Origin of the sequence: Desulfomarina profundi (genome assembly GCF_019703855.1) — a bacterium.
Classification (GTDB): Bacteria; Desulfobacterota; Desulfobulbia; order Desulfobulbales; family Desulfocapsaceae; genus Desulfomarina; species Desulfomarina profundi.
Map to the genome: position 1 here is coordinate 448,812 of NZ_AP024086.1, position 26,302 is coordinate 475,113.

At 45.7% G+C, this 26,302-nt stretch carries 18 protein-coding genes and 3 pseudogenes; 15 read left to right on the forward strand and 6 right to left on the reverse strand.

What is annotated here, in order from left to right; translation table 11 throughout:
- The first annotated feature begins 20 nt into the window (after positions 1-20).
- The 4 genes and pseudogenes from LO777_RS01965 to LO777_RS01985 all read left to right on the forward strand — a co-directional run bounded on the left by LO777_RS01965 (position 21) and on the right by LO777_RS01985 (position 5,851).
- A complete protein-coding gene (locus tag LO777_RS01965) occupies positions 21-440 on the forward strand; it encodes a c-type cytochrome (protein ID WP_228855903.1) in 420 nt (139 codons plus the stop codon).
- A gap of 467 nt (positions 441-907) precedes the next feature.
- Positions 908-3,270, forward strand: a pseudogene (locus LO777_RS01975) (heavy metal translocating P-type ATPase).
- A 34-nt stretch (positions 3,271-3,304) separates the two neighbouring features.
- A complete protein-coding gene (locus tag LO777_RS01980) occupies positions 3,305-5,137 on the forward strand; it encodes a copper resistance system multicopper oxidase (RefSeq protein ID WP_268907496.1) in 1,833 nt (610 codons plus the stop codon).
- A gap of 9 nt (positions 5,138-5,146) precedes the next feature.
- Positions 5,147-5,851: a copper resistance protein B gene (locus LO777_RS01985; RefSeq protein WP_228855906.1), complete on the forward strand. Its 705-nt coding sequence runs from the start codon at positions 5,147-5,149 to the stop codon at positions 5,849-5,851.
- Positions 5,852-5,863: 12 nt separating this feature from the next.
- Here LO777_RS01985 and LO777_RS01990 read toward each other — a convergent pair whose 3' ends face one another.
- The 4 genes from LO777_RS01990 to LO777_RS02005 all read right to left on the reverse strand — a co-directional run bounded on the left by LO777_RS01990 (position 5,864) and on the right by LO777_RS02005 (position 9,841).
- Positions 5,864-7,189 carry an HD-GYP domain-containing protein gene (locus LO777_RS01990; protein WP_228855907.1) on the reverse strand — a complete coding sequence of 442 codons (1,326 nt, stop codon included), beginning with the start codon at positions 7,187-7,189 and terminating at the stop codon, positions 5,864-5,866.
- Between the two features lie 190 nt (positions 7,190-7,379).
- Complete coding sequence (locus LO777_RS01995) at positions 7,380-7,787, reverse strand: hypothetical protein (protein ID WP_228855908.1); 408 nt, start codon at positions 7,785-7,787, stop codon at positions 7,380-7,382.
- Positions 7,788-8,164: 377 nt separating this feature from the next.
- Entirely contained in the window at positions 8,165-8,752 is a 588-nt protein-coding gene (locus LO777_RS02000) for a hypothetical protein (protein WP_228855909.1), read from the reverse strand.
- 435 nt (positions 8,753-9,187) lie between these two features.
- Positions 9,188-9,841, reverse strand: coding sequence for a cation:proton antiporter domain-containing protein (locus LO777_RS02005; RefSeq protein WP_228855910.1), 654 nt, complete (start codon positions 9,839-9,841; stop codon positions 9,188-9,190).
- A gap of 273 nt (positions 9,842-10,114) precedes the next feature.
- Between LO777_RS02005 and LO777_RS02010 the strand changes: the two genes are divergently transcribed.
- The 5 genes from LO777_RS02010 (at position 10,115) to LO777_RS02030 (ending at position 15,157) form a co-directional block, all read left to right on the forward strand.
- Positions 10,115-10,945, forward strand: a complete 831-nt coding sequence (locus LO777_RS02010) for a 2-oxoacid:acceptor oxidoreductase family protein (RefSeq protein WP_228855911.1) — start codon at positions 10,115-10,117, stop codon at positions 10,943-10,945.
- Positions 10,921-12,396: an FAD-dependent oxidoreductase gene (locus LO777_RS02015; protein ID WP_228855912.1), complete on the forward strand. Its 1,476-nt coding sequence runs from the start codon at positions 10,921-10,923 to the stop codon at positions 12,394-12,396. Before LO777_RS02010 ends, LO777_RS02015 begins: the two co-directional genes overlap by 25 nt.
- Before the next feature lie 64 nt (positions 12,397-12,460).
- Positions 12,461-13,567, forward strand: a complete 1,107-nt coding sequence (gene porA / locus LO777_RS02020) for a pyruvate ferredoxin oxidoreductase (protein ID WP_228855913.1) — start codon at positions 12,461-12,463, stop codon at positions 13,565-13,567.
- A gap of 55 nt (positions 13,568-13,622) precedes the next feature.
- A complete protein-coding gene (locus LO777_RS02025; RefSeq protein WP_228855914.1) occupies positions 13,623-14,546 on the forward strand; it encodes a thiamine pyrophosphate-dependent enzyme in 924 nt (307 codons plus the stop codon).
- A gap of 14 nt (positions 14,547-14,560) precedes the next feature.
- Positions 14,561-15,157, forward strand: coding sequence for a cupin domain-containing protein (locus LO777_RS02030; RefSeq protein ID WP_228855915.1), 597 nt, complete (start codon positions 14,561-14,563; stop codon positions 15,155-15,157).
- Here LO777_RS02030 and LO777_RS02035 read toward each other — a convergent pair.
- Together LO777_RS02035 and LO777_RS02040 are read right to left on the reverse strand one after the other, a co-directional pair.
- Entirely contained in the window at positions 15,126-15,569 is a 444-nt protein-coding gene (locus LO777_RS02035; RefSeq protein WP_228855916.1) for a hypothetical protein, read from the reverse strand. The genes LO777_RS02030 and LO777_RS02035 overlap by 32 nt on opposite strands.
- 12 nt (positions 15,570-15,581) lie before the next feature.
- Positions 15,582-16,598, reverse strand: a complete 1,017-nt coding sequence (locus tag LO777_RS02040) for a sensor histidine kinase (RefSeq protein WP_228855917.1) — start codon at positions 16,596-16,598, stop codon at positions 15,582-15,584.
- 509 nt (positions 16,599-17,107) lie between these two features.
- Here LO777_RS02040 and LO777_RS02045 point away from each other — a divergent pair.
- The 6 genes and pseudogenes from LO777_RS02045 (at position 17,108) to LO777_RS02070 (ending at position 25,899) form a co-directional block, all read left to right on the forward strand.
- Positions 17,108-17,635: a transposase gene (locus LO777_RS02045; RefSeq protein ID WP_228855918.1), complete on the forward strand. Its 528-nt coding sequence runs from the start codon at positions 17,108-17,110 to the stop codon at positions 17,633-17,635.
- Positions 17,632-17,946: a transposase gene (locus LO777_RS02050; protein WP_228857318.1), complete on the forward strand. Its 315-nt coding sequence runs from the start codon at positions 17,632-17,634 to the stop codon at positions 17,944-17,946. The genes LO777_RS02045 and LO777_RS02050 overlap by 4 nt, the downstream gene beginning before the upstream one ends.
- A 509-nt stretch (positions 17,947-18,455) precedes the next feature.
- Positions 18,456-19,868: pseudogene (gene tnpC, locus LO777_RS02055) on the forward strand (IS66 family transposase).
- Positions 19,869-20,056: 188 nt separating this feature from the next.
- Entirely contained in the window at positions 20,057-22,375 is a 2,319-nt protein-coding gene (locus tag LO777_RS02060) for a tellurite resistance TerB family protein (protein ID WP_228855919.1), read from the forward strand.
- Positions 22,365-23,683 (forward strand): annotated as a pseudogene (locus LO777_RS02065) (ATP-binding protein). Before LO777_RS02060 ends, LO777_RS02065 begins: the two are co-directional and overlap by 11 nt.
- Before the next feature lie 8 nt (positions 23,684-23,691).
- Positions 23,692-25,899: a DEAD/DEAH box helicase gene (locus tag LO777_RS02070; RefSeq protein ID WP_228855921.1), complete on the forward strand. Its 2,208-nt coding sequence runs from the start codon at positions 23,692-23,694 to the stop codon at positions 25,897-25,899.
- Positions 25,900-26,302 lie beyond the last annotated feature (403 nt).

Below are 26,302 nucleotides of genomic sequence, written 5' to 3' on the forward strand. Positions count from 1 at the left end.
ATGATTTCAGGAGATAAATTATGTATGGAACAAAAAGAATGGCATTAAAAGCTGTATTTGTCGTTATTTTATTGTTGGTGGCCTGGAAACTGGTCTATGGCAGTGGAGCACATAAAGGAGGGCATTCCCAGAAAAATACAAATATGTCCCATTGGGCTGCTCCTGAAAAAGCTGTAAAGCAGGTTAATCCGGTAGTTGCTGACAGCAACTCAATAGCATTGGGCAAAGAACTGTACAGCCAGTTCTGTATGGGATGTCATGGGAAAAATGCGGATGGCAATGGGCCTGCCGCAGGCTCTCTTACGAAAAAACCAACCAATCTCCGAGCCATGGCCGGAGGACACGAGGATGGTGATTTTGCCTGGAAAATAAGGAACGGTCGCGGAGAAATGCCGGCCTGGGGGATGAGTTGGAGTCTCAGGACGTCTGGCATCTGGTAAATTATATCCAGTCTCTTGCCTCACATTAAATACGCTCCGAATGTTGTTTTGGCTGCTTTGTTGTGGAACCCATCAAGATTCTGTGGTGACAGAGTTACCGGGTTGCTGTGGACGGAAATCAGCACAGCACTATTGCCTGTAAAATCAGCTGTTTTCTTAGTCTCTTCATTCTTGCCTCAATTCTGGAACTGCCAATACCGGCGTGCTGAATTGAGGTATTCTTTGTTCTCTGACGTCATTGTCCAATAAATGGACAATATGAATTTCAGGCAGTGCCGATTTGTATAACCTTCAGACAGCACAACCAGAATTCCTGTATTGTGTTGGGGGATATGGTGTGGTGTAATATTATGAAATGATTGTGTTATTTGTGAGTTATGCGGTTCTTGTCAATTCCGGTATGTTTCGTGAATAACTTATGCTCAAAAGAAACTTTTTATAGCTACTCACCTGACAGGAGGTGCTGCATGACAACACATGATCACCATTTAAATATCACGACCAATCAATCCTATGTTGATCCTGTCTGTGGTATGAGCACGAATACACGGGACGATTTTCTCTGCCACGTACACGAGGAAGACACATTTTATTTCTGCAGCACAAATTGCCTGGAAAAGTTTATGATTGATCCCCGGGCGTATTCTGGTGCGAAAAAGACCATTGACGGTCCCGAAAAGGTGAAAGTTGATCCCCAGGGAAAAGTGATCATCTACACCTGCCCCATGCATCCCGAGGTCGAACAGGAAGGCCCTGGCAGTTGCCCTCAATGCGGTATGGCGCTGGAACCTAAAAACGCTTCCCCGGAGAATGAAGAACAAAATCCCGAATACGAGATCATGCGTAATCGGTTCATTATCGGGGCAATTTTGACTGTTCCCCTGGTCTTTATTGCCATGCGTGATATGTTGCCGGGGGAGGCCTGCTGGAACAGATGGTTTCGGACAGGACACTTGGCTGGCTTGAAATGATTCTCTCTACTCCGGTAGTACTCTGGGCGGGCTGGCCGTTTTATGAACGGGCTGTGCAATCGGTGATTAACCGCAGTTTGAACATGTTTACCTTGATTGGACTTGGGGTGTCAGTCGCCTATATATACAGTCTGGTCGGAGTGCTGTTTCCTGGTATTTTCCCTGCTTCCATGCAGAACACTGATGGATCTGTGGGTGTCTATTTTGAAGCGGCGGCTGTGATTGTCACCCTTATTCTGCTAGGGCAGGTGATGGAGCTTCGTGCCCGTAACCAGACTGGGGCAGCCATTAAGGCCCTGCTGGGTCTTTCTCCGAAAACGGCGCGGAGAATTATGTCCTCCGGTGAAGAGGAGGATATTGGCCTGGAAGATGTCCGTGCAGGGGATTTGCTTCGAATTCGTCCCGGAGAAAAAATTCCGGTTGACGGGGTTGTTGTTGACGGGACGAGCTCGGTCGATGAATCAATGATTTCCGGTGAACCGGTTCCGGTTAAAAAACAACCCGAGGACAAGGTGATTGGTGCAACGATCAATACCACGGGTTCTTTAACCATGCGGGCGGAAAAGGTGGGAGAAGACACCTTGCTGGCCCAGATTGTCAAGATGGTTGCCGATGCCCAGCGAAGCAGGGCCCCGATTCAGAAGATGGCTGATCAGGTGGCAGGTTATTTCGTACCTGCGGTTATAGGAATTGCAGGGTTGACCTTTGTTATCTGGTATTTTATTGGACCTGAACCACGTATGGCCTATGCCCTGATTGCAGCTGTTTCCGTCTTAATCATTGCCTGTCCCTGCGCTCTTGGTCTGGCTACGCCCATGTCCATCATGGTTGCTACCGGCAAAGGTGCAACCTCAGGGGTTCTTTTCAAAAATGCTGAAGCCATTGAGACCATGCGCAAGATAGATACTCTGGTTGTAGATAAAACCGGTACCCTGACCAGGGGTGAGCCTACTTTGACCGGGATTGTACCAGCCTCCAATATGGATGAGAGCAATCTTCTGAAGCTGGCAGCAAGTCTGGAAACAGCCAGTGAGCATCCATTGGCGGCAGCTATAGTTACCGGGGCCCGGGAAAGGGGAGTTGAGACTGAAGCAGTACGCAATTTTAATTCAGTAACCGGTAAGGGAGTCCGTGGGAGGGTAGGCGAACATGATGTGCTGCTCGGGAACAGGTTGCTGCTGAAGGATTTTTCTGTCCCTGTAAATGAACTGGAAGAGCTGGCTGAGAAGATGAGACGGGATGGACAGACTGTCATGTTTGTGGCCGCAGACAATAAACTGGCCGGCCTGGTGGCAGTGTCCGATCCGGTAAAGGACAGTACTCCTGAGGCGATTCGTGAGCTTCATGGCGAGGGAGTCAGGGTAGTGATGTTGACTGGTGATAACCGGGCAACTGCCGAAGCCGTTGCGGAAAAGCTTGATATTGATGAAGTGGTGGCCGAAGTGCTGCCCGATGAGAAGTCCCGGGTCGTAGGCAAATTTCAGGAAGAGGGTAAACGGGTGGCCATGGCGGGAGACGGAATAAATGATGCTCCGGCCTTAGCTCGGGCAGACGTGGGAATTGCCATGGGGACGGGAACTGATGTGGCCATGGAATCCTCCGGTGTGACACTGGTTAAAGGGGACCTGACGGGTATTCTCCGGGCCAGGAAGCTGTCCAGGGCGACAATGTCTAATATTCGCCAGAACCTGTTTTTTGCCTTTGTCTATAACGGTCTTGGTGTTCCGATTGCAGCAGGAGTTCTGTATCCGGCATTTGGTGTCATGCTCAGCCCCATTATTGCCGCAGCCGCCATGAGCCTGAGCTCTCTGTCTGTGGTGGCCAATGCGCTCCGGTTGCGTTCGGCGAAAATCACTTGATTTGTCTTTACAACTGAAACCAGAGGAGGAGCAGATGGTTTTTGAGGAACTATTGTTTGAGCTGGAAACGTTGACCATGGAACGTCGCCATTTTGTTAAAGGTATGGCTGTTGGTGGCGTTCTGCTTGGCCTGGGAATGTTGCCTCGCCGTATTTCTGCTGCCGAGAATAACAGTTCATGGCCACAGATCCCGGTCTTGAGAGGTACGGATTTCAACTTGACTATTGCATCACAGCAGGTGAACTTTACTGGAAAAACAAGGACTGCAACAGCTGTAAACGGGCACGTTCCCGGGCCGGTTCTACGTTGGAGAGAGGGAGACAGGGTCAGCCTGAAAGTGACTAATCATCTCGCCGAATCAAGTTCAATCCATTGGCATGGAATCATCCTGCCAAATGCCATGGATGGAGTGCCGGGAATTAATTTCGCTGGTATTGAACCTGGAGAAAGCTATCACTATCAGTTTGATGTTCAGCAGAATGGTACATATTGGTACCACAGCCATTCAGGATTCCAGGAGCAGACAGGGCTTTATGGTCCTATCATAATTGATCCGCTGGAGCCGGAGCCCTTTGTCTATGACCGGGAACATGTCATCATGCTTTCAGACTGGTCGGATGAAGACCCGAATACTCTCTATGCCCATCTGAAAAAGATGAGCGATTATTATAATTTTAACGAACGTACCGTTGGTGACCTGGTTCGTGATATCAGGGAAAAAGGATTGGTTGCCGCCTGGAACGGGCGCAGTATGTGGAACGGGATGCGTATGAGTGATCGGGATATTTCTGATGTCACAGGATATACCTATACCTATCTCATGAACGGTCAGACACCGGCAGCCGGCTGGAGCGGACTGTTTAAACGAGGAGAAAGGATTCGGCTACGATTTATCAATGGATCTGCCATGAGTTTTTTCGATGTTCGTATTCCTGGGTTGAAAATGACCGTTGTGGCAGCTGATGGACAGCATGTCGAACCGATAACCGTTGATGAGTTCCGGCTCGGAGTCGCCGAAATTTATGATGTGATTGTTGAGCCCAACGATGATCGGGCCTATTGTATTTTTGCCCAGGCCATTGATCGGACAGGATATGCCAGAGGAACCCTGACGCCGGATCCTGCTCTGACGGCAGAAGTTCCAGGGTTTGATCCTTATCCTGTTCTGACCATGACTGATATGGGAATGGATATGGCGGCAATGCAGGGTATGAACACCATGAAGAGCATGACTGATAAGCAGTCAATGAATGCTATGGTGAAGAAACAGCCTATGAAGGGTATGGCTATGAAGGGTTCCGGGAAGGGGAAAAACAGGGAAGGTGCTGCAGGTGCGGGCAGTACTGCCCCCATAGTTCATAGTGAAACCGAGTTCGGGCCTCATGTTGATATGCGGGCAATGAACCCTCGGTATCGGCTTGATGATCCAGGTGTAGGATTGCGCAATAACGGTCGAAAAGTGCTGACTTATGCTGACCTGCGCAACCTTTATCCCACATCGGATCCCCGTGATCCCGGGAGGGAGATTCAACTTCATCTGACGGGCAATATGGCACGATACATGTGGTCCATCAACGGCATCAGGTACGAAGATGCCGAGCCGATAGCTTTTACTTATGGAGAACGGCTGCGTATAACCTTTGTCAATGATACCATGATGAATCACCCCATGCATCTGCACGGTATGTGGAGTGATCTGGAAACCGGCGATGGCCGTCACATTCCTCGAAAACACACAGTTGTCGTTCAGCCTGGTTCAAAAATCAGTTATCTTGTAACAGCTGATGCCATGGGGGGATGGGCATTTCATTGCCATCTTCTGTATCATATGCTGGCCATGTTTCGTAAAGTTGTCGTAAGCAAGTGAGGTGAAAGGATGAAAAAATATATAGCCGCAGCGGTGTGTTCAATGTTCTTGAGTAATCCCGCCTGGAGTGGTGAGATGATAGATGATCCCCTGTTGTCCATGGTGCTGATTGATCAAATGGAAGCCAGGGCAGGGGATGGCGATGACTTGTTTTCCTGGGATGCTGAGGGGTGGCTGGGGTACGATCTCAATAAATTCTGGATCAAAACTGAGGGTGAATATGTTGATGGACGTGGGGAAGATATTGAGCTGCAGGCTCTGTACTCCAGGGCCATTGCTCCGTTCTGGGATCTTCAGGTAGGTTGGAGGACTGATATCAGACCTCAACCCTCCCGCAACTGGCTGGCTCTCGGAGTTAAAGGATTGGCGCCTTATTTTTTCGATATTGATGCGGCGCTGTTTGTGGGTGAAAATGGTCAGACATCCGCCCGCCTGCAGGCCGAGTATGAATTTTTATTTACGCCTCGTCTGATTCTAGTACCCGACGTTGAACTCAATCTATATGGAAAAGATGATAAGAATGTTGGGATCGGTTCGGGTCTGTCGAATATTGAACTGGGATTACGGTTGCGATATGAGATCCGCAGGGAGTTTGCCCCTTATATCGGTATTAACTGGATTCATCTCTACGGTGATACTGCAGATTTTTCCCGTGACGACGGTCAGGATGACGACGATTTCCGGTTTGTATTTGGTGTGAGGGCCTGGTTTTAATCCGGGCACTTGTCAATACTGGAGGGTGTCTATACCGCTGTGAAAATATTTGTTGGTAATTTCAAGTAATTTTGCCTTCAATCCGCTCCTGTCACAGCTGGAATAATCATCGTAAAGCTTTTTGGAAATAGATGTGAATTTTTCCAACAGGAGCGGATCGAAATGATGTGAGCTGTCCTGGGCCATAATCGTCATGGTTTTCTCATAGGAGAAGGGTTCTTTGTAGGGACGTTGGCTGGTGAGTGCGTCAAACACATCTGCAATGGCAAAAATCCGTGCATTGAGAGGAATTTTACCTGCCTTCAGTCCTGCAGGATAACCGCTGCCGTCATATTTTTCATGATGTGAGGCAACCACGTCTTGCGCATCCTTGAGCCAGCTTGACTGCTTTATGATGTCGATACCGTATTTGACATGCTTTTGCATGATTTCATGTTCTTGTGTTGAGAATTTTTCCTTGTTCAGTAAAATATTGTCGCGAATACCGATTTTTCCTACATCGTGTAAAAATGCGCCCTTGATAAGGCACTGCATCTGATATTCATCCATGGTCAATAATTCTCCAAGAGAAACAGCATAAATCGTAACTCTATAATTATGCCGGTCAGTATCATTATCCCGTTTCGCAATAGCCGCGCCTAATGCTTCCATCGTTTCCAGGTGGGCATCAAGAAGAAAGGTTGAATAGTCAGCCAGTCGGTTTAGGAGATGGGTTATGACAGGATAGATGAGGAAAGCAGTCGCTAGAACGACTCCAATTACAAAAAGGACAGTCCGTATTGCCCGTTGATGAACAGCATGGATGGCCTGTTCTGAAAGGGAGAATATGCCCCGGAAGAATAGGTCGGGGTTGTTCTTTCCCATGGAGAACTTACTGAGGATGTCGATATATTGCTTTGAATTGATAGTAAAAGATTTGTATTCTGGTTGACCGGGTCGCGAGAAATCCGGGTTCCGGCGCAAATATTTTTTTATTCCAGCAAGGGCTGGATGGTTGATATGTTGATAGATGCCGATACGGTCGCGGTTCCTGCTGTAGAGGACAGCGTAAATAAATTCTCCTTCGCTGATATGGATATTTGTGTCGGGAGGATAATTAACGGCATCCTGCAAAACTGTCATCATGTCTGCGTCAGGTTTGCGCACCAGTTCCTTGAACCTTGCCTGGATTATATGTACTCTTGAAGTCGATGCCTGGATGACGGCATTGACAATCATATCCCTGGAGTGGAAATAAGAAATACCAGCGAACAGAAGAGTTACACCCAGTATCGTCAGGCCCAGGCGGAAGAGAAGTTTTCTGCGGATATATTTTTTTAAAAGTGGTTTTTTTGTCATGAATTATCCATTCTCTCTGAAAATTTTGAAGCTGACGCCGCCTGAACTGATGAGAAATGCGGGTTGACAGCGCTCAGATTTATCATAATCGTCTTGTTTTTAGACGATTGTTCCGCCGAGTGTGTAAAAAATATGTACACTTCTTCAGAGAGTCACGAACTGATGGAAAAGAGAATCTTGAGGTTGTCGATCAGAAAACCACAGTAAACTGCAGCCAGAATTTTCTGGTGTCCATCTTATAATCGCTGGCGTTGTAGTCAGCGTAAACAGCCTGTAATATATAGTGACTGCCGAATTTTTTTGTCAGCATTGCATCAAATTCGTTTCCATAGTCGCTGTTCCCTTCATCTGCCCGGAAATCATGATAAATAAGATCCAGTTTAATCCCGGCGAGGGTGCTGCTGAGAATCCCGTATATATCACGGAGTCCATCCGGGGGAGTTGTCAGAAACAGGTCGGCCCATCCATTGAAACCATGGTTTGTGCCCAGGGGGGTTTTAAAAGAAACACCATGGTCGGCTCCTAAAACTTCATAGGCAAATTTACCGCTGATATCTGTTACCAGGGATTTGCTGAGGGGTGAAGTTATTCCGGCCATAATATGAAAATAGTACGCCCCGTAGTTGCTCGGGTTATCCTGAAAGAATTGGAGTCATGTAAACCCAGGCGAAGACGAACAGGATCACCAGTGGTGGTTTTACGGCCATCTTGATCCACGTGTTCAAGGCGATAGCGCAGGTTGATATTTACTTTTCCCCAGTCACCCTGCAGGACATTTGCGAGCTGGCTCCTCTGGCTTTTGTCCGTTGCCGAAGCTGGGGCTATAGATGTGCTGATCAGCAGAAGTATGATTGTTTCTGGAAGTATAAGACAGTTGCTGAATACTTTTTCATTGCTCTTCCTCTGTCGGAAAAATTTGAGAAATCTGCAGCTCCATGAGCTCTTTCTGTCTATCTGAATGTACGGGCTTCCGTGTTAAAACTCCAGAAACGGAATCATTCTCGGCCTTTCATTTTTATCAATCGGGAAAAAACGTAATGATGTTTCATCAATATCATCAAAATGATCTGTTTTCAGCTTGTTTGATATGGGTCCGTAATAAAAGGCCAGTTTCATTTTCCCTGTAATTTGATCAGTTTTTAATTTTATAATTACATCCTTATATTTCCATTTAAGAATTGTCTGTCGGTCTCTTTCGGATGCATGCCTGTTTGGAAAACCAGTAATTAATTTCGTGTCCGGGAGGCCATACTTTTGTTTCATATGATACCTGATCCTGTTATATGCTTCGGGAGTATCAATACCGATATACACCGCAAAAAAGGCATCTTTGTAAAAACCGAGAATGACGTTATTTATCGATATATCATCAATAGTATATGATACGGTGGGATCTGAGCAGTAGATTATGTCTTTTCTGGTGGAGAGTTCCATCAATGTTCTGTACTGGGATATATTTTCACCCCACTGATAATTCATAAATCCATTCTGCAGTTCACCAGCTGTGGCAATGCTTGTGTATGCCAGCGCGAAGATGGTTGTTAACAGCATCAATTTTTTCATTTTCCCTGCCTTTAATGAGTAAAAGTTTAATAGATGACTTCCATTCAGCAATAATCGTGCCAAATATTGTTGAGGATGCTGGGGTAATGAGTTGTATCTGTTTACCCATATTCCTCATGAACATTGTCTTGATTTTAGTATGGTTTCGTACATCCAAAAAGATACCTTTTGAACCTGACGCCGCCTGAACTGATGAGAAATACCGGTTAAGGATTGTTCTGTTTGATTTGGTTGTTTTTCTGTTGTATTTTTCGCCCAAAGTTGTCTGCCCAGAAATGGGCAGTAATACCATGGAGCAGGATGCTGGCAAAAACAGTCAAAGTGATAACTCTGGCCAGGCCCGATTCGTGCAGGAGTCCAGCGTCAAACGCAATTACACAGAAAACGATACTTGCCAGTCCTCTTGGCCCAAACCAGCCTATGAAGAGTTTTGTCTCAGTTTTCAGGCCAAGACCTGTTAAGGATAGCTACCGCGACCAGAGCCACGCCTGCTAGCCCACCAATACAGATTTCTCGGATAAATTGAGAGAGAACCATACCTGCTAAACTCCTTTCGTCAGACGGTTCTGTTGCCAATTCAAGAAAAATGATGAGTACTGGGACACATATACCATCGTTTAATCCGCTTTCAATATTCAGTCTTTCACGATAGCGCAGGGGAACATTACTGTTTGTTATTACAGGTTTGCCAAGGGCCGCATCGGTTGGAGCCAGGATTACAGCGAGGATGATAATTTCGAACCATGGCATTGAGTCAAAAAGGACTGTTCCGGTAAGAAAACCGAACAGGATGGTCAGAGGCAGTCCAACCAGGAGAAGGCGTACAGGGATTTTCATGTTTTTTTTCAAAGCGGCCTGGTTGGTGTTGGCTGCGTCTGTGAACAAAATGAGGGCCAGGGTGAGCTCGGCCAGAGACTTGATTGTTGCGGAGTCTGCTGCCAGGGGAAGCAGGTTAAATCCCCTGGGGCCAACGGCAACTCCGAAAGCACAGAAAATTATAGGCCCGCTGACCCAACTCTGTTCGATTTTTTCGCTGACAAGGCTGTAACTGATGGTAAACAGGGCCAGAACAGCAAGAGTTTCATACATGAAAATACTCCTTTAAAATGTCTGGTGGTATTGTTTGTGAGTATCTGTAAACGATTCCTGCAAAAAGTAGACCTGCCTGTTCCTGTTCATAGGGCAAGCCAGTCTGTCGAAAAGAAAGTTCTTGAAGTTTTTTCTGAACGGTTATACTGTTAAACAAAACACAGTTTTGTTTAACGAAACAATCTTGATCGGTTTCCGTTCATTTCAATGCATCTAAACTGTGTCTTGTCCTGATATTGCGTTCCAACCGAAAATCACTCCACAGGAGAGCCTATGGACGAACGGATTGCCAACCTGAGTCAGAGAAAAAAAGGGGAGGGTGAAGATGTCCCGGAGGCGATTACCTTGCCGCTTGAGATCCGCGTTCATGGGCGGGGTGGTCAAGGTGGTGTGACCTGCGCCAAACTCATTGCGGCGGTTTACGCCCAGCTTGGTCTCAATGTTCAGACATTCGGTGATTATGGTGCCGAACGATCCGGTGCACCAGTCAGAGCATTCACAAGAGTTGATCGGGAAGTTATTAAAAACCGCAACAAGGTTTATCGTCCAGATCATCTGCTGGTTCTGGATCCGGGGCTGCTTGGACCGTCCCTCCTTGATGGTGTAACTGGTGGAGCGAGCATGTTGATCAACTCCACTGCATCACCTCAAGACCTGAGAAAGCAATATCCCGGTTACCGGCTGGGTGTCGTAGATGCTACGTCCATTGCCAGGGAACATGGGATCGGCACCAGTGCTGTTGTCATTATCAATACGACAGTGGTGGGGGCATATGCTGCGCTGACTGGTCTGCCCATGGAGGCAGTGCAACGGGCATATGCTTTTTTCAATCTGGAAGATGATTTTGAAGCGGCCCTGGAAGCGAGCAGAATAATCACGGTTTTTGAACCATTCCGACAATCGGCTGAGCAGCAGGCTGCCGGCGCGGAGGGAACTGTCTGTCTCGGTTCTGTTCTTCCGATGACAGAACATCTTCGTGATATTCCGACAGAACTGAAAACAGGCGCCTGGGCGACCCAGTCCCCCGATATCAGGAATATGGCGCACCCTGTTCGATTGCATGTCCCGCAGGAAATGATGTGGTCGGTTTCATTCAGGCTTTAAAAGATGAAGGTGTTGAAAAAGCTGCAGAACTTCTTATGAAAACCCAGGCTCTGCCGGGAGTTTGCGGACGGGTTTGTCCTGCACCCTGCATGACGGCCTGCAACAGAGATTTCTTTGATGGACCGGTAAATATTCGCAGTCTTGAGAGATGGGTCGCCGATAATGAAAATCTGGAAATCATACCGGAAAATGATCCACAACCACTCAAATTTGCAGTAGTCGGCAGTGGCCCTGCGGGTCTGAGTTGCGCGTTTCACCTGGCTCTTTCAGGTCAGCAGGTGACTTTATACGAAAAATCGGAGAAGCTGGGCGGTGTTCTGCGAAACGGAATTCCAGCATACAGGCTACCCGAAGATGTACTTGATCATGATATTTCCAGAATAGTGAAACTCGGCGTGGAGACCGTATGTACGGCTTCTGTAGATAAAAAAGAACTGGAACGTCTCAGCCGGGATAATGATGCCGTCATTGTCTGCAAGGGGCTGGGGGCGCCCTTTGCAATAGGAGCAGCAGGAGAAGAGCTTGATGGAGTCCGCCAGGGGCTTGAATACCTGGCCGGTTGCAGGGAAGAAAAGCAACATCCTCCCTTAACTGGTACGGTTGTGGTCATTGGAGGTGGAAATACGGCGATAGACTGTGCCAGAACAGCCCTGCGCTCAGGCGCATCGCTGGTCAAACTGGTGTATAGACGAAGCCGTGAAGAGATGCCGGCAATTCAGGAAGAGATTGAGGAAGCATCGCGTGAAGGAGTACAGATCCTCACCCAGAGGCAGCCGGTGGCATTTATCGGTGGCAGCGTTGTACGTGGAATTGTTGTAGCCGAGGTGGAACCGGGTGAAGCGGAAGAGGATGGACGGCACAGGCCGGTGGTGACTGATCGAACCATGGAAATAAGCTGCGATACGGTTCTGCTGGCCCTTGGCCAGAGACAGGATTTGGAGCTGCTGCCCGAGGGCTGGACGATAGAGAACGGCAGAGCCGTAAAGGAAAATGACTTACTCAATGTCTGGTTTGCAGGAGACTGCCTGACTGGAGATGGTACGGTAGCACATGCCATCGGCAATGGGCGAAGGACTGCATTTGCAGCACTGGCTGTGTGCAGCGGAAAGGAAATTGGTCAGGAAAAGAGCTATAAGTCCATAGTGGCACCGGCTCATATCCGTTTTTCTCATTTTCCGGTGATTCAACAGCACAGGGACCGTCATCGCCAGGTGCCCTCGTGGAAGAATGATTTTGAGGAAGTGAATCTTGGTCTGCCAGGACCTGGGGAAGCTGAGAGATGTTTTTCCTGTGGCCGCTGTACCTCCTGTGATACCTGCCTGGTCTATTGCCCGGAAGGAATAATCTTTCGGGACGGTGTTGGGTATTCCATTGACCAGGAATATTGCAAAGGGTGCGGGATCTGTGTAGCTGAATGTCCAAGAAGGGCAATGGAGATGATTGAAAAATAGAGAGGTTACACTGAGTTTCAGGATGTAATCCGAACACCATTATGTTCAACAGAAGAGGAATAATATGCCGGTTGAACTGATCAGCGCAAATCATGGAGCGGGTCTTGCCGCGACGCTTGCAGGAAGGGCCAACCGTACAGGTCGCGGATTTTGTTGTGGGGTTTATCCCATAACTCCTGCGACTGATTGTATGGAATATCTCTGTGCTCAGGAAATTGAGAAGAGTAAAGTGGTGAGAGTAGAGAGTGAACACAGTGCCATGGGGGTCTGTATTGGTGCATCTGCAACAGGGGCCAGAAGTTTTACGACCACTTCATCCAACGGGCTTGCCTATATGGCTGAGAACTGTGTAACTGCCGCCAGTCTGAGATTACCCATTGTGCTGGTTGTAGCTAACAGAACCATGGGACCGCCCTGGAATATATGGGCTGATCATGGAGATTCTCTCATGTTGCGGGATCTCGGCTGGATACAGATCTACTGTGCCGATAACCAGGAAGTTTTCGACACTGTCCTTTTCGGCTTTCGACTGGCGGAGAATGCGGAAGTGATGATGCCCCTTATGGTCTGCATGGATGGATTCACCCTTTCCCACACTATTGCCCAGATAAATGTACCGGAACAGGATATGGTAGACCGTTTTCTGCCGATTACCACTGTTCCGCACCAGTTGGGATCCACCCCCCATGCTCTTGGACAGATTGAGGTGGCCCACCAGGTTGCTTCCCATCGCCGGCAGCATCATGAGGCGATGGAGAAGGTGTTTCATGTTTACACTGACATCCAGGATGAATTTCAACAGATCATGGATCGATCATTGCCTGACCCTGTGGTTTCCTACAGGATTGAAGATGCCGAAAGCGTGATTATTTCCATGGGAACCATCGGTGCGACAGCCGAACAGGTTGTTGATGATCTGCGTGAGAAAGGACAGCGGGTTGGCTCTCTCCGGTTGCGGATGTTTCGGCCGTTTCCGATGAAAAGCATCAGGGAAAATCTGAAAACAGCAAGGCGGGTAGCTGTTATTGACAGAGATATCAGTCTCGGGTTTGGCGGTGTCCTCTGGGGCGAGATAAAGGCTGTCGGCAGCAGAAACGGGTTGATTATCCAGAATTATATGATGGGTATCGGCGGGGGGATGTCAGGCCGCAGCATATTCGCAGGATTCTGACGGATCTGGCCGGGCGGAAGCAGACCGGTGATCCTGTTATCATGGAGGAACTGCAATGAGAGAGCCAAGCCTGGGAGGAATTGTTCAAACGGAACAGGATCGTAAACGCCCACTGTTACGGGCCGGCAATATGAACTGCGGTGGTTGCGGTATGTCCAATATTTTTCAACTGCTCAGCCATGCCGTTGCCGGGCGTGATGTGAAACTGGTGATCCCCGCCTGTTGCGGTGCCATTACCGCTCATACCTATCCCCAGTCGGCCTTTGATGTGCCGACAATCCTGACAACCTTTGCTTCAGCCGCTTCAGTTGCCACCGGAATTGCTGCGGTTGCTGGGCTGAACAATGAGGAAACACGGGTCATCTGTATGGCAGGAGATGGCGGCACCTATGATATTGGTATGGCAACGTTGTCGGCGGCGGCTGAACGCAATGAAAACATTCTTTACATCTGCTATGATAACGAGATTTACGGTAACACCGGCGGACAGCGTTCTTCCTCAACTCCGGCGGGCGCTGTAACCACCAGTACACCCTTGGGAAAAAGAGAAAACAAAAAAGATATCATGGCTATTATGGCGGCCCACAGGATTCCCTATGCTGCTACAGTTTCCATTGCCCATGCAGAAGATGCGTTGAACAAGATGCGTACAGCCCTTGATACAAACGGGTTCAGATTTCTCCACATTCTATCACCCTGCCCGACAGGCTGGAAGTCTGAACCGGCGATGGGGATAGAACTGGTTCGTCTGGCAGTGCGCTCCGGACTTTTTCCTGTCTATGAGGTGTTTCACGGCGACAGGTATGTGATAAATATTGAACCCGATTTTTCAGATGAGGCGTTGTCCATGTACCTTTCACTGCAGCGTCGTTTCAGGAAATCCGGTGTTACCGAAACAAGTCTGCGGCCGGGAATTGACAAATATTGGCACGGTCTGCGCATGCTGAGCGGACGGATTGTTCCCGCGCGTCGTCATTGAGGAAGGAGGTATAGATGAGAAAATATGTTGGCGAGAGGATTAAAAATCTGCGGAAGGCTCAGGGGTTGAGCAGGGAGCGTGTCAGTCAACTTGCGGGTGTTCCTGTGGATCGTCTGGCGGACTATGAAGAGGGCAGAGCCGTGCCTTCCATTGGTGTGGTCATAAAAATATCCAGGGTTCTTGGCTCCAAGGTTGAGGGGATGCTGCATGGCGGGGCAACAGTTTCCGAGGCGATAACAATCTGCCGGGCGGGAGAGTCACTTTCGGGACGACAGGGCAGTACCGACCAGAGTTACGGGTATGAATCACTGACGCGACCGGGCACCGGTGGCCATCTCATGGAGCCCTTTCTGCTGACTTTTGATCCCCGGACACCGGCGGGGCCTCCGATCAGTCACGAAGGGCAGGAATTTGTCATAATTCTTGAGGGTTCCATCGAGTTGTTCTACGATGGAACCACATATGTGCTGAACAAGGGAGACAGCGCCTATATCGATTCTTCCAAGCCCCACACGTTCCATGGAGTGGGGAGAGTGAGGCTCGAATGGTGGCGGTTGTCAGTTCGTAGCGGGTTTTTCCTCACATCATATGGTGAGAATACCAGAATTTGACTGCGTGTTTCCCGCTGTCATCCTTGAAAAGACAGATCACACCCCATTTTCCCGGTTCATCCAGGTTAAAATTAGCTGCAAAGATACCGTTTCCGTAATCCTTGAATGTTTCCAGTTGTTCCTTACCGGAAGGAGCGATGAGTTTCACTTTACCTACGGCTTTGGTTATCTTTTGATCATTTTTTGAGAATGTGGCCATTACATGATGGGTTTTGCCGTCCGGATCGGTCATGTTCATGGCTGCAAGGTCCATGATTTGAAACTCGGCATGGATGCCGTCAACCATTGCCATATGTTTAAAATTTTGAGTTTTTCCATTATCCATACCGGAATGATTCATACCCTGCATTGCGCCTGCCTGACCGACAAAGGTTAAGGTTAAGAGAGCGATTAAGATTCGAACTGTATTCATGTTGTACTCCTTTTAAATTGCCTGTCCCATCATTTCAATGGGTGCATCCATATTTTCCCTGGGAACGATGATGCTGAATATCGCTCCCCTGTTTTTTCCCGGTTCATATGTTACGTCACCACCGAGGTTTCTCATTGTTTTTCGTCCGGACGAGAGAGAAAGCCCGTAGCCATCCTCTTTTGTCGTAAAAAAAATTGAAAAGAGTTTTGCTTCATTTTCTTTTGATACGCCGGAACCGAAATCAATTACCTGCAGTACACATGCCTGTCCTCCTTTTTCTGATTGTAGAATTATTGATTGTCCCCGTTGTGAAAAATCTATACTGTTGCTGATAAGAGAATCATAAATCCTGGCTATTTCTTCCCGGGGAAGCATCGAAGGACAACCGTCGGGGTCAGGTTGAAGGATGAGCTTGATTCCTTTTTCTGCGGCTTCCTTTTTAAACTTGGTGTAGCTGTGTCGGAGAATATCATTGAGATCGGTTGACAGGGTCAGGTTGTCCAGGGAGGGCGCGAATCGTCCAAGGGCTTCCACCAGTTTACGCAACCGTGATACTTCCCGAATGAAATCATCGTTGGCCGAACTGTTTTTCAGACCTCCTGATCGTTGATATGTTTTTGAAATACTCTTTATAATATCCAATACTTCAAAACTGACAGATGACGCAGCCCTGCCCATGGCCGTTATCCGTTCTCCTTTCAGGAGTTGTTCCTGTTGTTTTTTCCTTCTGTCTGACAACCATCCCATCATAACTGAAACGAATATGTACAGGGCAATCTGGGCATAAACAAGAAGGTGCATCTCCTCTCTGGTATGGCGCAGTATCATGGCTGGCCCATAAAGAGCACTGATAATAATGGCAACCAGCAGGCCTTGTCTGGTCCCGAACCAGAAGCTTGTCAGAACGAGGGGAATATAAAAAAGCTGCTGATGAAGAATATGAAAACCGGGTTGATTGCCGGTATATCCAAGGTGAATTGCCGAGATAACAGTAATCAGTACGGTGATTATGATAAATTTTGATTTCATGGTATTCTCCCCTGGTTGTCTTGCTGCAATGTAGGTAGCATTTTGCATTCCAGTTCTTGAAAACAATATATCTGGTAATCTATGATCTTTATATTACGGGAAAAATATGTCTGAATAAGGAGAGTTTGGTAAATGGATGACTGTTGTCTGTCCAGTTTATGGGCAGTTCAGAATTGTGTTAATGTCCATAAAATGGACATTGGCAAAGCTTTTTTACTTCCGGGTCTTCAAATCGTTCAGCGACACCTTTGTGACTGTACTTCCTGGTCAATTTTTTCCTGAATGGTCCGAGATTTTATTGAGTATTTGTATTCTGAATATGGGCGACAAGTTCACTGCACCGTCTGAAGATATGCATCCTTCTTCTCAGAAGATCCCGTGTCGCGTGCCAACCTGAAGGGTAGGGATAAGCAACCAGGAAATTACAACCTTTGAGCAGCATGGCGATTTTATCGTTTTATCGAGGTAGACCATAACTATTATCAAGGGACAACAAGCAGTCACCCAAAATGAAAACCTCAAAAGGTGTTATCCAAGGCTATAACGGTGTTACCGCCGTGGACAGTAAAACCCAGGTGATAGTAGCCGCCGAAGCCTATGGTCAAGGCAGTGAACAAGACCTGCTGGAACCGATGATAGACAAAATCAGCGGAAATTTACAGGAAACCAGAAAAGACGAAGATGTCTTTAAAGATGCAAAAATCCTGGCAGACAGCGGATACCATACCAACAAAAATATGGAGATGCTGGCCGAAAAACAAATAGACGCCTATGTAGCCGATAACCAATTCAGGAAACGGGACCCCAGATTCAAAGATTACGACAGATATAAAAAACGTTCCCGCAAAGAACGGGCAAAAAGAGAAGGAAGAAAGAATCTCTTTACTCCTGCCGATTTTACTTTCCCAAAAGACCTCAGTTACTGTATCTGCCCCGCCGGGAAAAAACTGTATAGAAGTGGCAGAAACATCTTTGCAAAGGTCATCATTCTGTTCGATTCCAGGCACCCCAATCCGCCTGTGGTCCCTGCAAACTGAGATCAAAATGTCTTCGTTATCCTGATCGCACCAAAACACGCCAGGTTGCCTATTTCACCGGGCGCATGGATAAAAAGAAGAAAACCAGTTGCGCAGAGAAGATGAAAAGAAAAATAGACTCAGCCACTGGCAGGGCCATCTATTCCATGCGATTGGCAATAGGAGAACCACCTTTTGCCCATATCAGATCAACAATCGGTCTGAACATATTTACCCTGAGATCGAAAAAGAAGGTCAATATCCAATGGAACCTGTTCTGCATAATTCATAACCTTAAAAAGGTGCATGCATATGGAAATGGTTTCGTGTAAATTGTCAGTAAACAAAGGGGATAATTTGCTGGCTGGAGAAACAGTGACCCTATGAGTGGTTCCACGGGGATATTTTCCGGAAATCTGTTTTCTGTTTGTCCAAATTGCAGAAAAATGAAATGAAGCAGCTTTTTTAAATTAGCATGTGAAAATTGCTGTTGTTAGGAGGCTTTTTTCTACATGCTCGTTCACAAAAAAGATGGATAGTTTAAAATGGAAGCCCACACGTAACTATTCAGCGAAAATAGTGAATTAACACTCATTTTTTTCTTGACAGGGTTTTGGGTGTTTTTTTGTAAAATCAATATTGCTTAGCCTCCGGCCTTAGATGTAGGCAAGATGGCCACAGGGGCTCGAATACTTGACGAGGAAAAAAGAGGACACCGCCCACCGAGGGCAATTTTTTAAAATCCAACAGGGGAGCATTTTGAAACAAAAAAACCGGTTTCAAATCGTATGGTATAGTAATTCGTAACAATAGAGGACGATACTTTTGCCACGGGAACCGGATGACAATTGACAATATCAATATTGAAGCAACTCTTGAAAACGCTAAGAAGATAATAGCTGAAGACAAGGGACTGTCGTCTGCTACGAAATCACTACTTGAGATCTTGGTTCTGGTTATTACTCTGATGGCTAATCGTCTCAATTTGAATAGCAGCAATAGTAGCAAGCCACCATCGACAGACCCAAACAGGAAAAAGAACAGTAAGAAGAAAAATGGTAGAAAGGCAGGTGGTCAGAAGGGGCATGTGGGAAAGACCCTTAAAAAGGTAGCTGTCCCGGACAAAGTAAAGGTGATCAATGTCAATCGCTCGGATTGACCTCCTGGGAAATACACGGAGGTCGGACATGAAAAACGCCAGGTCTTCGATATTGAGATTTCAAGAATTGTAACAGAGTATCAAGCCCAGGTTCTTGAGGATGGTAACGGTAAACGATTTACGGCACAGTTCCCGAAAGGGGTTACCAAGGCCGTGCAGTATGGGGAGAGCATAAAAGCACATTCCGTTTATATGTCGCAATTTCAGTTGATCCCCTACGACCGGGTACGAGATTATTTTGCAGATCAACTTGGGATACCGGTAAGTGTTGGCTCTATTTTCAATTTCAACAAAGAGGCCTTTGGTTTACTGGAAGGATTTGACAAGCTTGTACGAGAAAAGCTGAACAAGTCTTCTCTGGTTCATGCCGATGAAACTGGAATCAACGTCAACGGCAAAAGGTTTTGGCTGCACTGTGCTTCAAATGATCTCTGGACGCATTTCTACCCTCATCAAAAAAGAGGCAGTGATGCAATGAACGAAATTGGTATCCTCCCAATGTTTAAGGGGACATTGTGCCATGACCATTGGAAGCCGTACTACAAGTATGATTGTACTCATGCGTTATGCAATGCCCATCATTTACGGGAACTGACAAGAGCCTGGGAACAGGACAATCAAAACTGGGCCAAAAAGCTCATAGAGTTGCTTGAAGAAATAAACAGAGCCGTAAATGGTGCAGGCGGAAAGCTGGCAACACACGAGTCGAAGAAATACCGTCAGAGATACCGAGAAATTCTAAAAGAAGCAGAAAAAGAAAGTCCGCCACCGGATGAAGCGGCAAGAAAAGGCAAACGGGGACGTCTTAAAAGAACAAAATCTCGAAATCTTCTGGAGAGACTGCAAAATTTCGAAGAAGATACGTTGAGATTTATGGATAATGAAATCGTTCCATTCACCAACAACCTTGGTGAGAATGATATCAGGATGACCAAGGTACAGCAGAAGATATCAGGCTGTTTCCGCTCAGAAGAAGGTGCAGAGTTCTTCTGTCGGATTCGCAGTTATATTTCTTCTTGTCGTAAACAGGATATCGCGTCAACAACAGCCTTGGCGTTTTTGTTCAAGGGCGAGTTGCCGGATTTTATGCATTAATATTGGAATGCGTAGAAATTACGCTGAATGGTTACGCCCACACTATCATATTTTTAATTCAAATCGTAAGTATCTTGATTATTGCAAATCAAAAGAACCCCATACAAAAAGGGATCACCTTAATGGATAACAATTCGGCTGTGTAAAACAGGCAACTTACAACGTTAAGTGCATAAGGAAAAGATAGAATGAAAAAAGCGGAAGCGACTTTAATCGGCTGGCTGGTTGTGATTGGCATCATTGTGTACCCCTTTGTGTGGCTTTATGAAAAAATTGGATGGGCAGGCTTAGGTTTGATCGGTGCGATTGTGATCGCATTTGTTATATTTAATAGTAATAGACGGAGCCAAAAAGAGCAGAAAGTATTTGATGATCTTGAATCCGAGTCGAGTGATTATAGCAATAGGTATGAAAGCTCTGGGCGTCCCAGCGGCGCTCCGGCCAAATGGTACGGGCCGTCTGAACAAGTCAATGTAAATGGATATGATATACCCGGCGGTTTTATTTATGTCGGGTCAAATTTGCCTGATCATTATGGTTATGACAATGATGCGTGCCTTATTGATCCAGAGCTTAGAATATCACCGGCTGAACCATGGGAAGCCGGAGATCTAATGGGCTACTGGCCGAAGTTTGATAGTATACCTGCAAAATGCCGTGGTGCGTATTTAAAATGGCTTGCAGAAGGACGGTCTGAACCGGAAGCTTATATTGGATACGTTTTTTTGTTTTTCTATGGGCTCGAACGCCGTCTTTTAGTCGATGGGGCAAATAACGAGGTGTCTGAAAGTGAACGGGCTGCCATTATAAACGAAGTCAAAAGGCTTTTAAAAATTTATGGAGAAAATGGCTCCTTTTGCGGATATGCCAATAGTTTTTTGGCTATGGAATGGAGTCTTTATCAGAGTGAAAAACCCGCACCTGATTATATTGATTTTGATCAATGGTATTGCATTGAACCTTTTCAATTGGTATTGGCAAAAAATGTAAACGAGGGGAAACCTGTTTCAGCCGACACGGCCCTCCAGTGGTACCGTCTCAATCCAGATACCAAGCTTCGAACTCCTGCGCGGCGTTGTAAAAAAGAATTTAAGCTGTTGTTTGCTAAACGTTATCAAAAAAAATATGGAGACGGCATAATTGTAAAGCCCAATAAAACACGACTAAAAATAAGTTATAGAGCGGCAAGTCCCTCGCTTAATAGAGACATAGATTTTAAAATAACGGATTTGCCAAATCCGTTTATTCTAAAAGGCCCTATAAAGAAAATCGACGCTATTGTTGAAGAATGCACCCAATCGCTGGATCCTTATAGTCGATTTTTGGGCCGAAAAGGAAATAAACCTAAGTCGCTGACGGGATTATCGTTGATCCCGAAAGAATTGATAAGCAAAACTTCGGGGGCAAAAATCGTTAAAGATCGCCTGGCAGTTATTTGCGGAGATAAGATTGGATTTGTACCTTTGAAAGCGCTTTATAAAACTATTAACCAGGAAACTCCGGCTAAATTGTTAAAAAAGGAACTTGAAGCTTTAGGTTTATTTATCAGTAACATGGATTATGGAATTGCTCCGGATATCCGTTATCATAACATGAAGCCGAGTTTGGATGGTCATATAGCAATTTTTCCAAAAGGCCACGGTAGAGATTTTCGCCCATCAAGGGAATTTCGGATGGTTGCGACTATTTTGCGGTTGGGTGCAATGGTGAGCCAAATTGATAAAGATTTGTCCCCAGCTGAGGAAGCTACTCTTCAAGGTCTGATATCAGATAATCGTGAACTTACAGCTATTGAAAAAGACTCGCTTATGGCATTCTTACATTGGTGCTTGAGAACAACGCTAAATGCTGCCGGATTAAAGGCAAGGCTTGCCGAAGTAAATGATACTGAAAAATCAGCTATTAGTCGAATTTTGATTACTGTTGCGCATGCTGATGGAGTCATAAAGCCTGAAGAAATAAAGCAGATTGAAAAATTATATACAACCCTTGGATTAAGCAAGGAGCAGGTGACAAGCGATATTCATGAACTTGCTGCGGTTAGCGGCCTCGTGACCGTTGCTGTTAAAGACCCGGATACTTCTTTTGCTATTCCCAAGCCTGTTAAAGCAGTTGGTACGTCAAAAGGGTTCGTGTTAAATGACGAACTGATTCGAATCCGAAAAGAAGAAACAAAACAAGTCAAAAGTGTACTTGAAGACATATTTATGGAGCAGGAGAAAGAAAAAGAAATTGAAGCAGAACCTACAGCTTCCATTGAGTCAACCAACCCGTTGTTCTTGTTAGATGAGGCCCACCAAAACCTTTTTAATAATTTGCGTGAAAAAGAAACATGGGAGCGAGCAGCGATAAAGGAAACCTGCAAAACCTTGGGACTTATGGTTGATGGAGCTATGGAAGTTCTAAATGAATGGGCTTTTGAAAATGCAAATGCCCCCCTCATTGATGATGGCGAGCCTGTATATGTTGATGTAAGCCTTGCAAAGGAGATTGTTGATGGCCAATAGAAAACCCAAGCTGCGGCCGAGGGAGCGAGATGCAATAATTCAGTCACTGCGTGCCGGTGTAACCCCTCGTACCGGATTACAGCATATCCAGGTCGGTCGAGTAAAAGAAGTAGAGGCACTTCTAAAGGATATAGAACGGATAATGGATGGTGGTTCAGCGTTTCGGTTGACTATCGGAGATTTTGGATCTGGTAAAAGTTTTTTTATGCAGTTGATTCGCATTATTGCGCTTGAAAAAGGCCTTGTTACAATTCACGCGGATTTAGCACCGGATAGAAGGCTGTATGCCACGGGCGGTCAGGCCAGAAATCTATACGCAGAACTGATGCGAAATCTTTCAACACGGACAAAACCGGATGGAAATGCACTCACCAGTGTTGTAGAAAGATTTATCACCGAAGCCCGGAAAAAAGCCAAATCATCAGGAGAAAAGGTTAATACTGTTATTGAAAAAAGTCTTAATCGCTTAACGGAACTTGTAGGCGGATATGACTTTGCTCAGGTTATTGAGGCTTACTGGGAGGGACATAAAGAGGAAGATGAACAGCTCAAAATAGATGCTGTCCGCTGGTTGCGTGGAGAATTCTTAACTAGAACCGATGCCAAAAAGGCATTGGGGGTTCGATCCATTGTCACTGATGCCAGTGTATACGACCACTTGAAACTTTTCAGCCTTTTTGTCCGGCAGGCTGGATACAGTGGACTTTTGGTTATCTGTGATGAAATGGTTAATCTCTATAAGCTGTCCAGTAAAAAGGCCCGGGTGTCTAATTACGAACAGGTCTTACGAATGCTGAACGACTGCCTTCAAGGCAGTGCGGAATATATAGGGTTTCTATTCGGAGGAACACCTGATTTTTTGTATGATCCACGGAAAGGTCTATACAGCTATGAGGCATTGCAATCAAGGCTTGCTGAAAACACATTCGCAAAAGCCGCCGGTGTTATTGACTATAATTCCCCGACCCTTCATTTAGCAAGTTTAGCACCTGAGGAGGTATATGTCCTTTTAGGGAATCTGCGTCATGTCTTTGCTTCGGGTGATCCTGAAAAATACCTGATTCCGGATGATGCCCTTGCCGCCTTTCTGGAACATTGTTCAAATAAAATTGGTGATGCATACTTCAGAACCCCCGAAATACAATAAAAGCATTTGTAGATATGCTTTCTGTTTTGGAACAAAGCGATACTATAGAATGGCATCAATTGATTGAAAGGATGGATATCGAAAAAGAAATAACTACCGATATGTCTGAAATAAAATCTGATACTGCCGATCCAGATGAACTTTCAACATTCAGACTTTAGCTGACGAAATGAGCGAATCCAAAGGCTTTAATAAACTGCATAAAGGGGTCCAAAAATGGATTTGGAGCCAGAAATGGACGTCGCTCAGAGACATCCAGGAAGAAGCAGTCTGCCCCATCTTAGATTCCGATTGCGATATTGTTATCAGCGCTTCTACAGCTGCAGGCAAGACTGAAGCTGCTTTTTTGCCGGCATGCTCCAGGCTGATGGAACAGCACCCGAATGGTATTGGTATTTTATACATAAGTCCCCTTAAAGCGTTGATTAACGACCAATTCAGAAGGCTTCAAAGCTTATGTAAGATTCTCGATATTTCCGTCACCCCTTGGCATGGGGATGTTCTCAGATCAACAAAAATCAAACAGCAAAAAAATCCAAATGGAATTGTGTTGATAACACCGGAGTCTTTGGAATCATTATTATTGAACCGTGGAAGCTGGTGTTCAAAAGCATTCAATGAATTATGTTATATTATTGTTGATGAATTCCATGCGTTTATAGGTACTGAAAGGGGGTGCCAGCTCCAATCTCTAATGCATCGCCTGGAATTTTTGATTGAGCGAACGATTCCTAGGGTCGCTCTAAGCGCTACTCTCGGGGATATGAATCAAGTAGCGGATGCCTTAAGGCCAAATAAAAAATTGCCCTGTAAAATAATCAATTCAACTGTTTCCCATTCTGATTTAAAACTACAACTCAGGGGCTACTTGATACATGCCCAACAAAATGAAAGAACTGTCTCCTCTATAGGCGAAATTGCATGTGATTTATACAAAATTCTCAGGGGAAAATCTCATTTGATTTTTGCCAACAGCAGAGCCCGAACCGAAGAAATAGCAGCAAGACTTTCGGATATGTGCAAACAAGACTTGGTCCCCAATGAGTTTTTCCCTCATCATGGAAGCCTTTCAAAGGAAATACGTGAAAGTCTTGAGACAAGACTTCAAAAAGAGAAATTTCCGACTACAGCAGTATGCACTATGACATTGGAGCTGGGCATTGATATAGGTAGTGTTGATTCTATTGCCCAAGTAACCTCTCCTCATTCGGTTGCGAGTCTGAGGCAACGCCTTGGACGTTCCGGAAGAAGAGGCGAACCCGCCATATTAAGACTTTTTATTCCTGAAAACGAAATAACCGTAAAAAGCCATCTACTGGACCGCCTCCGGATTCACACAGTTCAATGTATTGCAATGATCAATTTGCTTTTGAAAAAATGGTATGAACCTGCAATCTCGAACAAATATCATTTTTCAACATTGGTGCAGCAAACGCTTTCTGTGATAGGTCAATATGGCGGCGTTCAGGCTAGTCAGCTATGGGTTTTGCTATGTGAATCCGGGCCATTTTCATCCATAGACCAGGCTCTTTTTGCAATGTTTTTGCGCTCACTGGCTGAAAAAGGTCTCATCTCCCAACTTGGAGATGGTCAACTGGTATTGGGATATAAAGGTGAAAATTTAGTGGGACACTATTCTTTTTATACTGCTTTTAGCACCCCTGATGAGTATAGGCTTGAGTTCAACGGGAAGGTTATTGGGACTGTCCCCATAGATAAACCACTGACCCAAGAGCAACATATCATTTTTGCCGGTAAGCGATGGGAGGTCATCCTTGTCGATGATAAGCACAAATTGATTACGCTTAAGAAAGCAAAAGGTGGAACCCCACCTCAGTTTAGCGGAGATGGCCTCAATGTACACGATATTGTAAGACAGGAAATGCAGCAGATTTATAGTGAGAAACAAACTCCTGTTTATTTGAATGAGGCGGCATTGTTGGCCCTCAAAGAGGGGTTTGATTATTTCCACGCATTAAATCTTGATTCCAGACAGATTATCCAAATGGGAAATATGGTCCATGCTTTTCCCTGGTTAGGTGACCGGGTGACTAATACCATTACGGTTCTCCTCCAGGTATATGGTCTGAAAGCTGATTCCTTTGGCGGAGTTATTGATATAAGAAATTGCACCTTAGATGATTTTTTTAATACGGTGAAAAAAATTCTTTATGTACCCCAAATAACCTCAACAGAGCTGGCAAGCAATATTCCCGATACAGTGATCGAAAAGCACGATCCCTTTTTACCCAAAACCATAAGGGATATCGGGTATGGATCAAGAACTTTCGATGTGGATGGTGCCTACAAATGGCTCACTCAAATAGTAAGTTCAACCCATGATCAAGTTGAAAAATTTCAACCATCAAAATGCTGACGGACGAGCCGCAGATTTTGGATGTTATGTTTGAAGAATCAAATTCATGAAAAAGATTTCCCAACGCAGATTTGACGCATTGTGCTATGCACGGCAGCCATTGATTCGGATGATATCAAAAGAAGTTGCCTAGTATGAGGCGTTCGATCATAAACTTCTTGCAACTATTGTTTTTGACCGCACAGATAGCGATTATGGCTATGTGATTTTAAGAAGAGATTCAAAAAAAAATATTTAGATGTATTTCAATTTCTACAAATTTTTGCCCAACTCAAAAAGAAGCAGAGCAAGTTCTGGCGAATGATATCCTACTAAAATTCAAAGATGATGGGCAAGAAGTATATCTTCAAGGAGATGAAACGAAAACACCGAATGAGATATTAATTCCTTGTGTTGGCAAAGA

Bases quoted from the DNA above. Each gene is read 5' to 3' on its own strand.
- LO777_RS02035 (WP_228855916.1), bottom strand. From the start codon at position 15,569: ATGAATACAGTTCGAATCTTAATCGCTCTCTTAACCTTAACCTTTGTC.
- LO777_RS02045 (WP_228855918.1), top strand. From the start codon at position 17,108: ATGAAAACCTCAAAAGGTGTTATCCAAGGCTATAACGGTGTTACCGCC.
- LO777_RS02000 (WP_228855909.1), bottom strand. From the start codon at position 8,752: ATGAAAAAATTGATGCTGTTAACAACCATCTTCGCGCTGGCATACACA.
- porA (WP_228855913.1), top strand. From the start codon at position 12,461: ATGCCGGTTGAACTGATCAGCGCAAATCATGGAGCGGGTCTTGCCGCG.
- LO777_RS01965 (WP_228855903.1), top strand. From the start codon at position 21: ATGTATGGAACAAAAAGAATGGCATTAAAAGCTGTATTTGTCGTTATT.
- LO777_RS01985 (WP_228855906.1), top strand. From the start codon at position 5,147: ATGAAAAAATATATAGCCGCAGCGGTGTGTTCAATGTTCTTGAGTAAT.
- LO777_RS02060 (WP_228855919.1), top strand. From the start codon at position 20,057: ATGAAAAAAGCGGAAGCGACTTTAATCGGCTGGCTGGTTGTGATTGGC.
- LO777_RS02010 (WP_228855911.1), top strand. From the start codon at position 10,115: ATGGACGAACGGATTGCCAACCTGAGTCAGAGAAAAAAAGGGGAGGGT.
- LO777_RS01990 (WP_228855907.1), bottom strand. From the start codon at position 7,189: ATGACAAAAAAACCACTTTTAAAAAAATATATCCGCAGAAAACTTCTC.
- LO777_RS02005 (WP_228855910.1), bottom strand. From the start codon at position 9,841: ATGTATGAAACTCTTGCTGTTCTGGCCCTGTTTACCATCAGTTACAGC.
- LO777_RS02030 (WP_228855915.1), top strand. From the start codon at position 14,561: ATGAGAAAATATGTTGGCGAGAGGATTAAAAATCTGCGGAAGGCTCAG.
- LO777_RS02025 (WP_228855914.1), top strand. From the start codon at position 13,623: ATGAGAGAGCCAAGCCTGGGAGGAATTGTTCAAACGGAACAGGATCGT.
- LO777_RS01980 (WP_268907496.1), top strand. From the start codon at position 3,305: ATGGTTTTTGAGGAACTATTGTTTGAGCTGGAAACGTTGACCATGGAA.
- LO777_RS02070 (WP_228855921.1), top strand. From the start codon at position 23,692: ATGAGCGAATCCAAAGGCTTTAATAAACTGCATAAAGGGGTCCAAAAA.
- LO777_RS02040 (WP_228855917.1), bottom strand. From the start codon at position 16,598: ATGAAATCAAAATTTATCATAATCACCGTACTGATTACTGTTATCTCG.
- LO777_RS01995 (WP_228855908.1), bottom strand. From the start codon at position 7,787: ATGGCCGGAATAACTTCACCCCTCAGCAAATCCCTGGTAACAGATATC.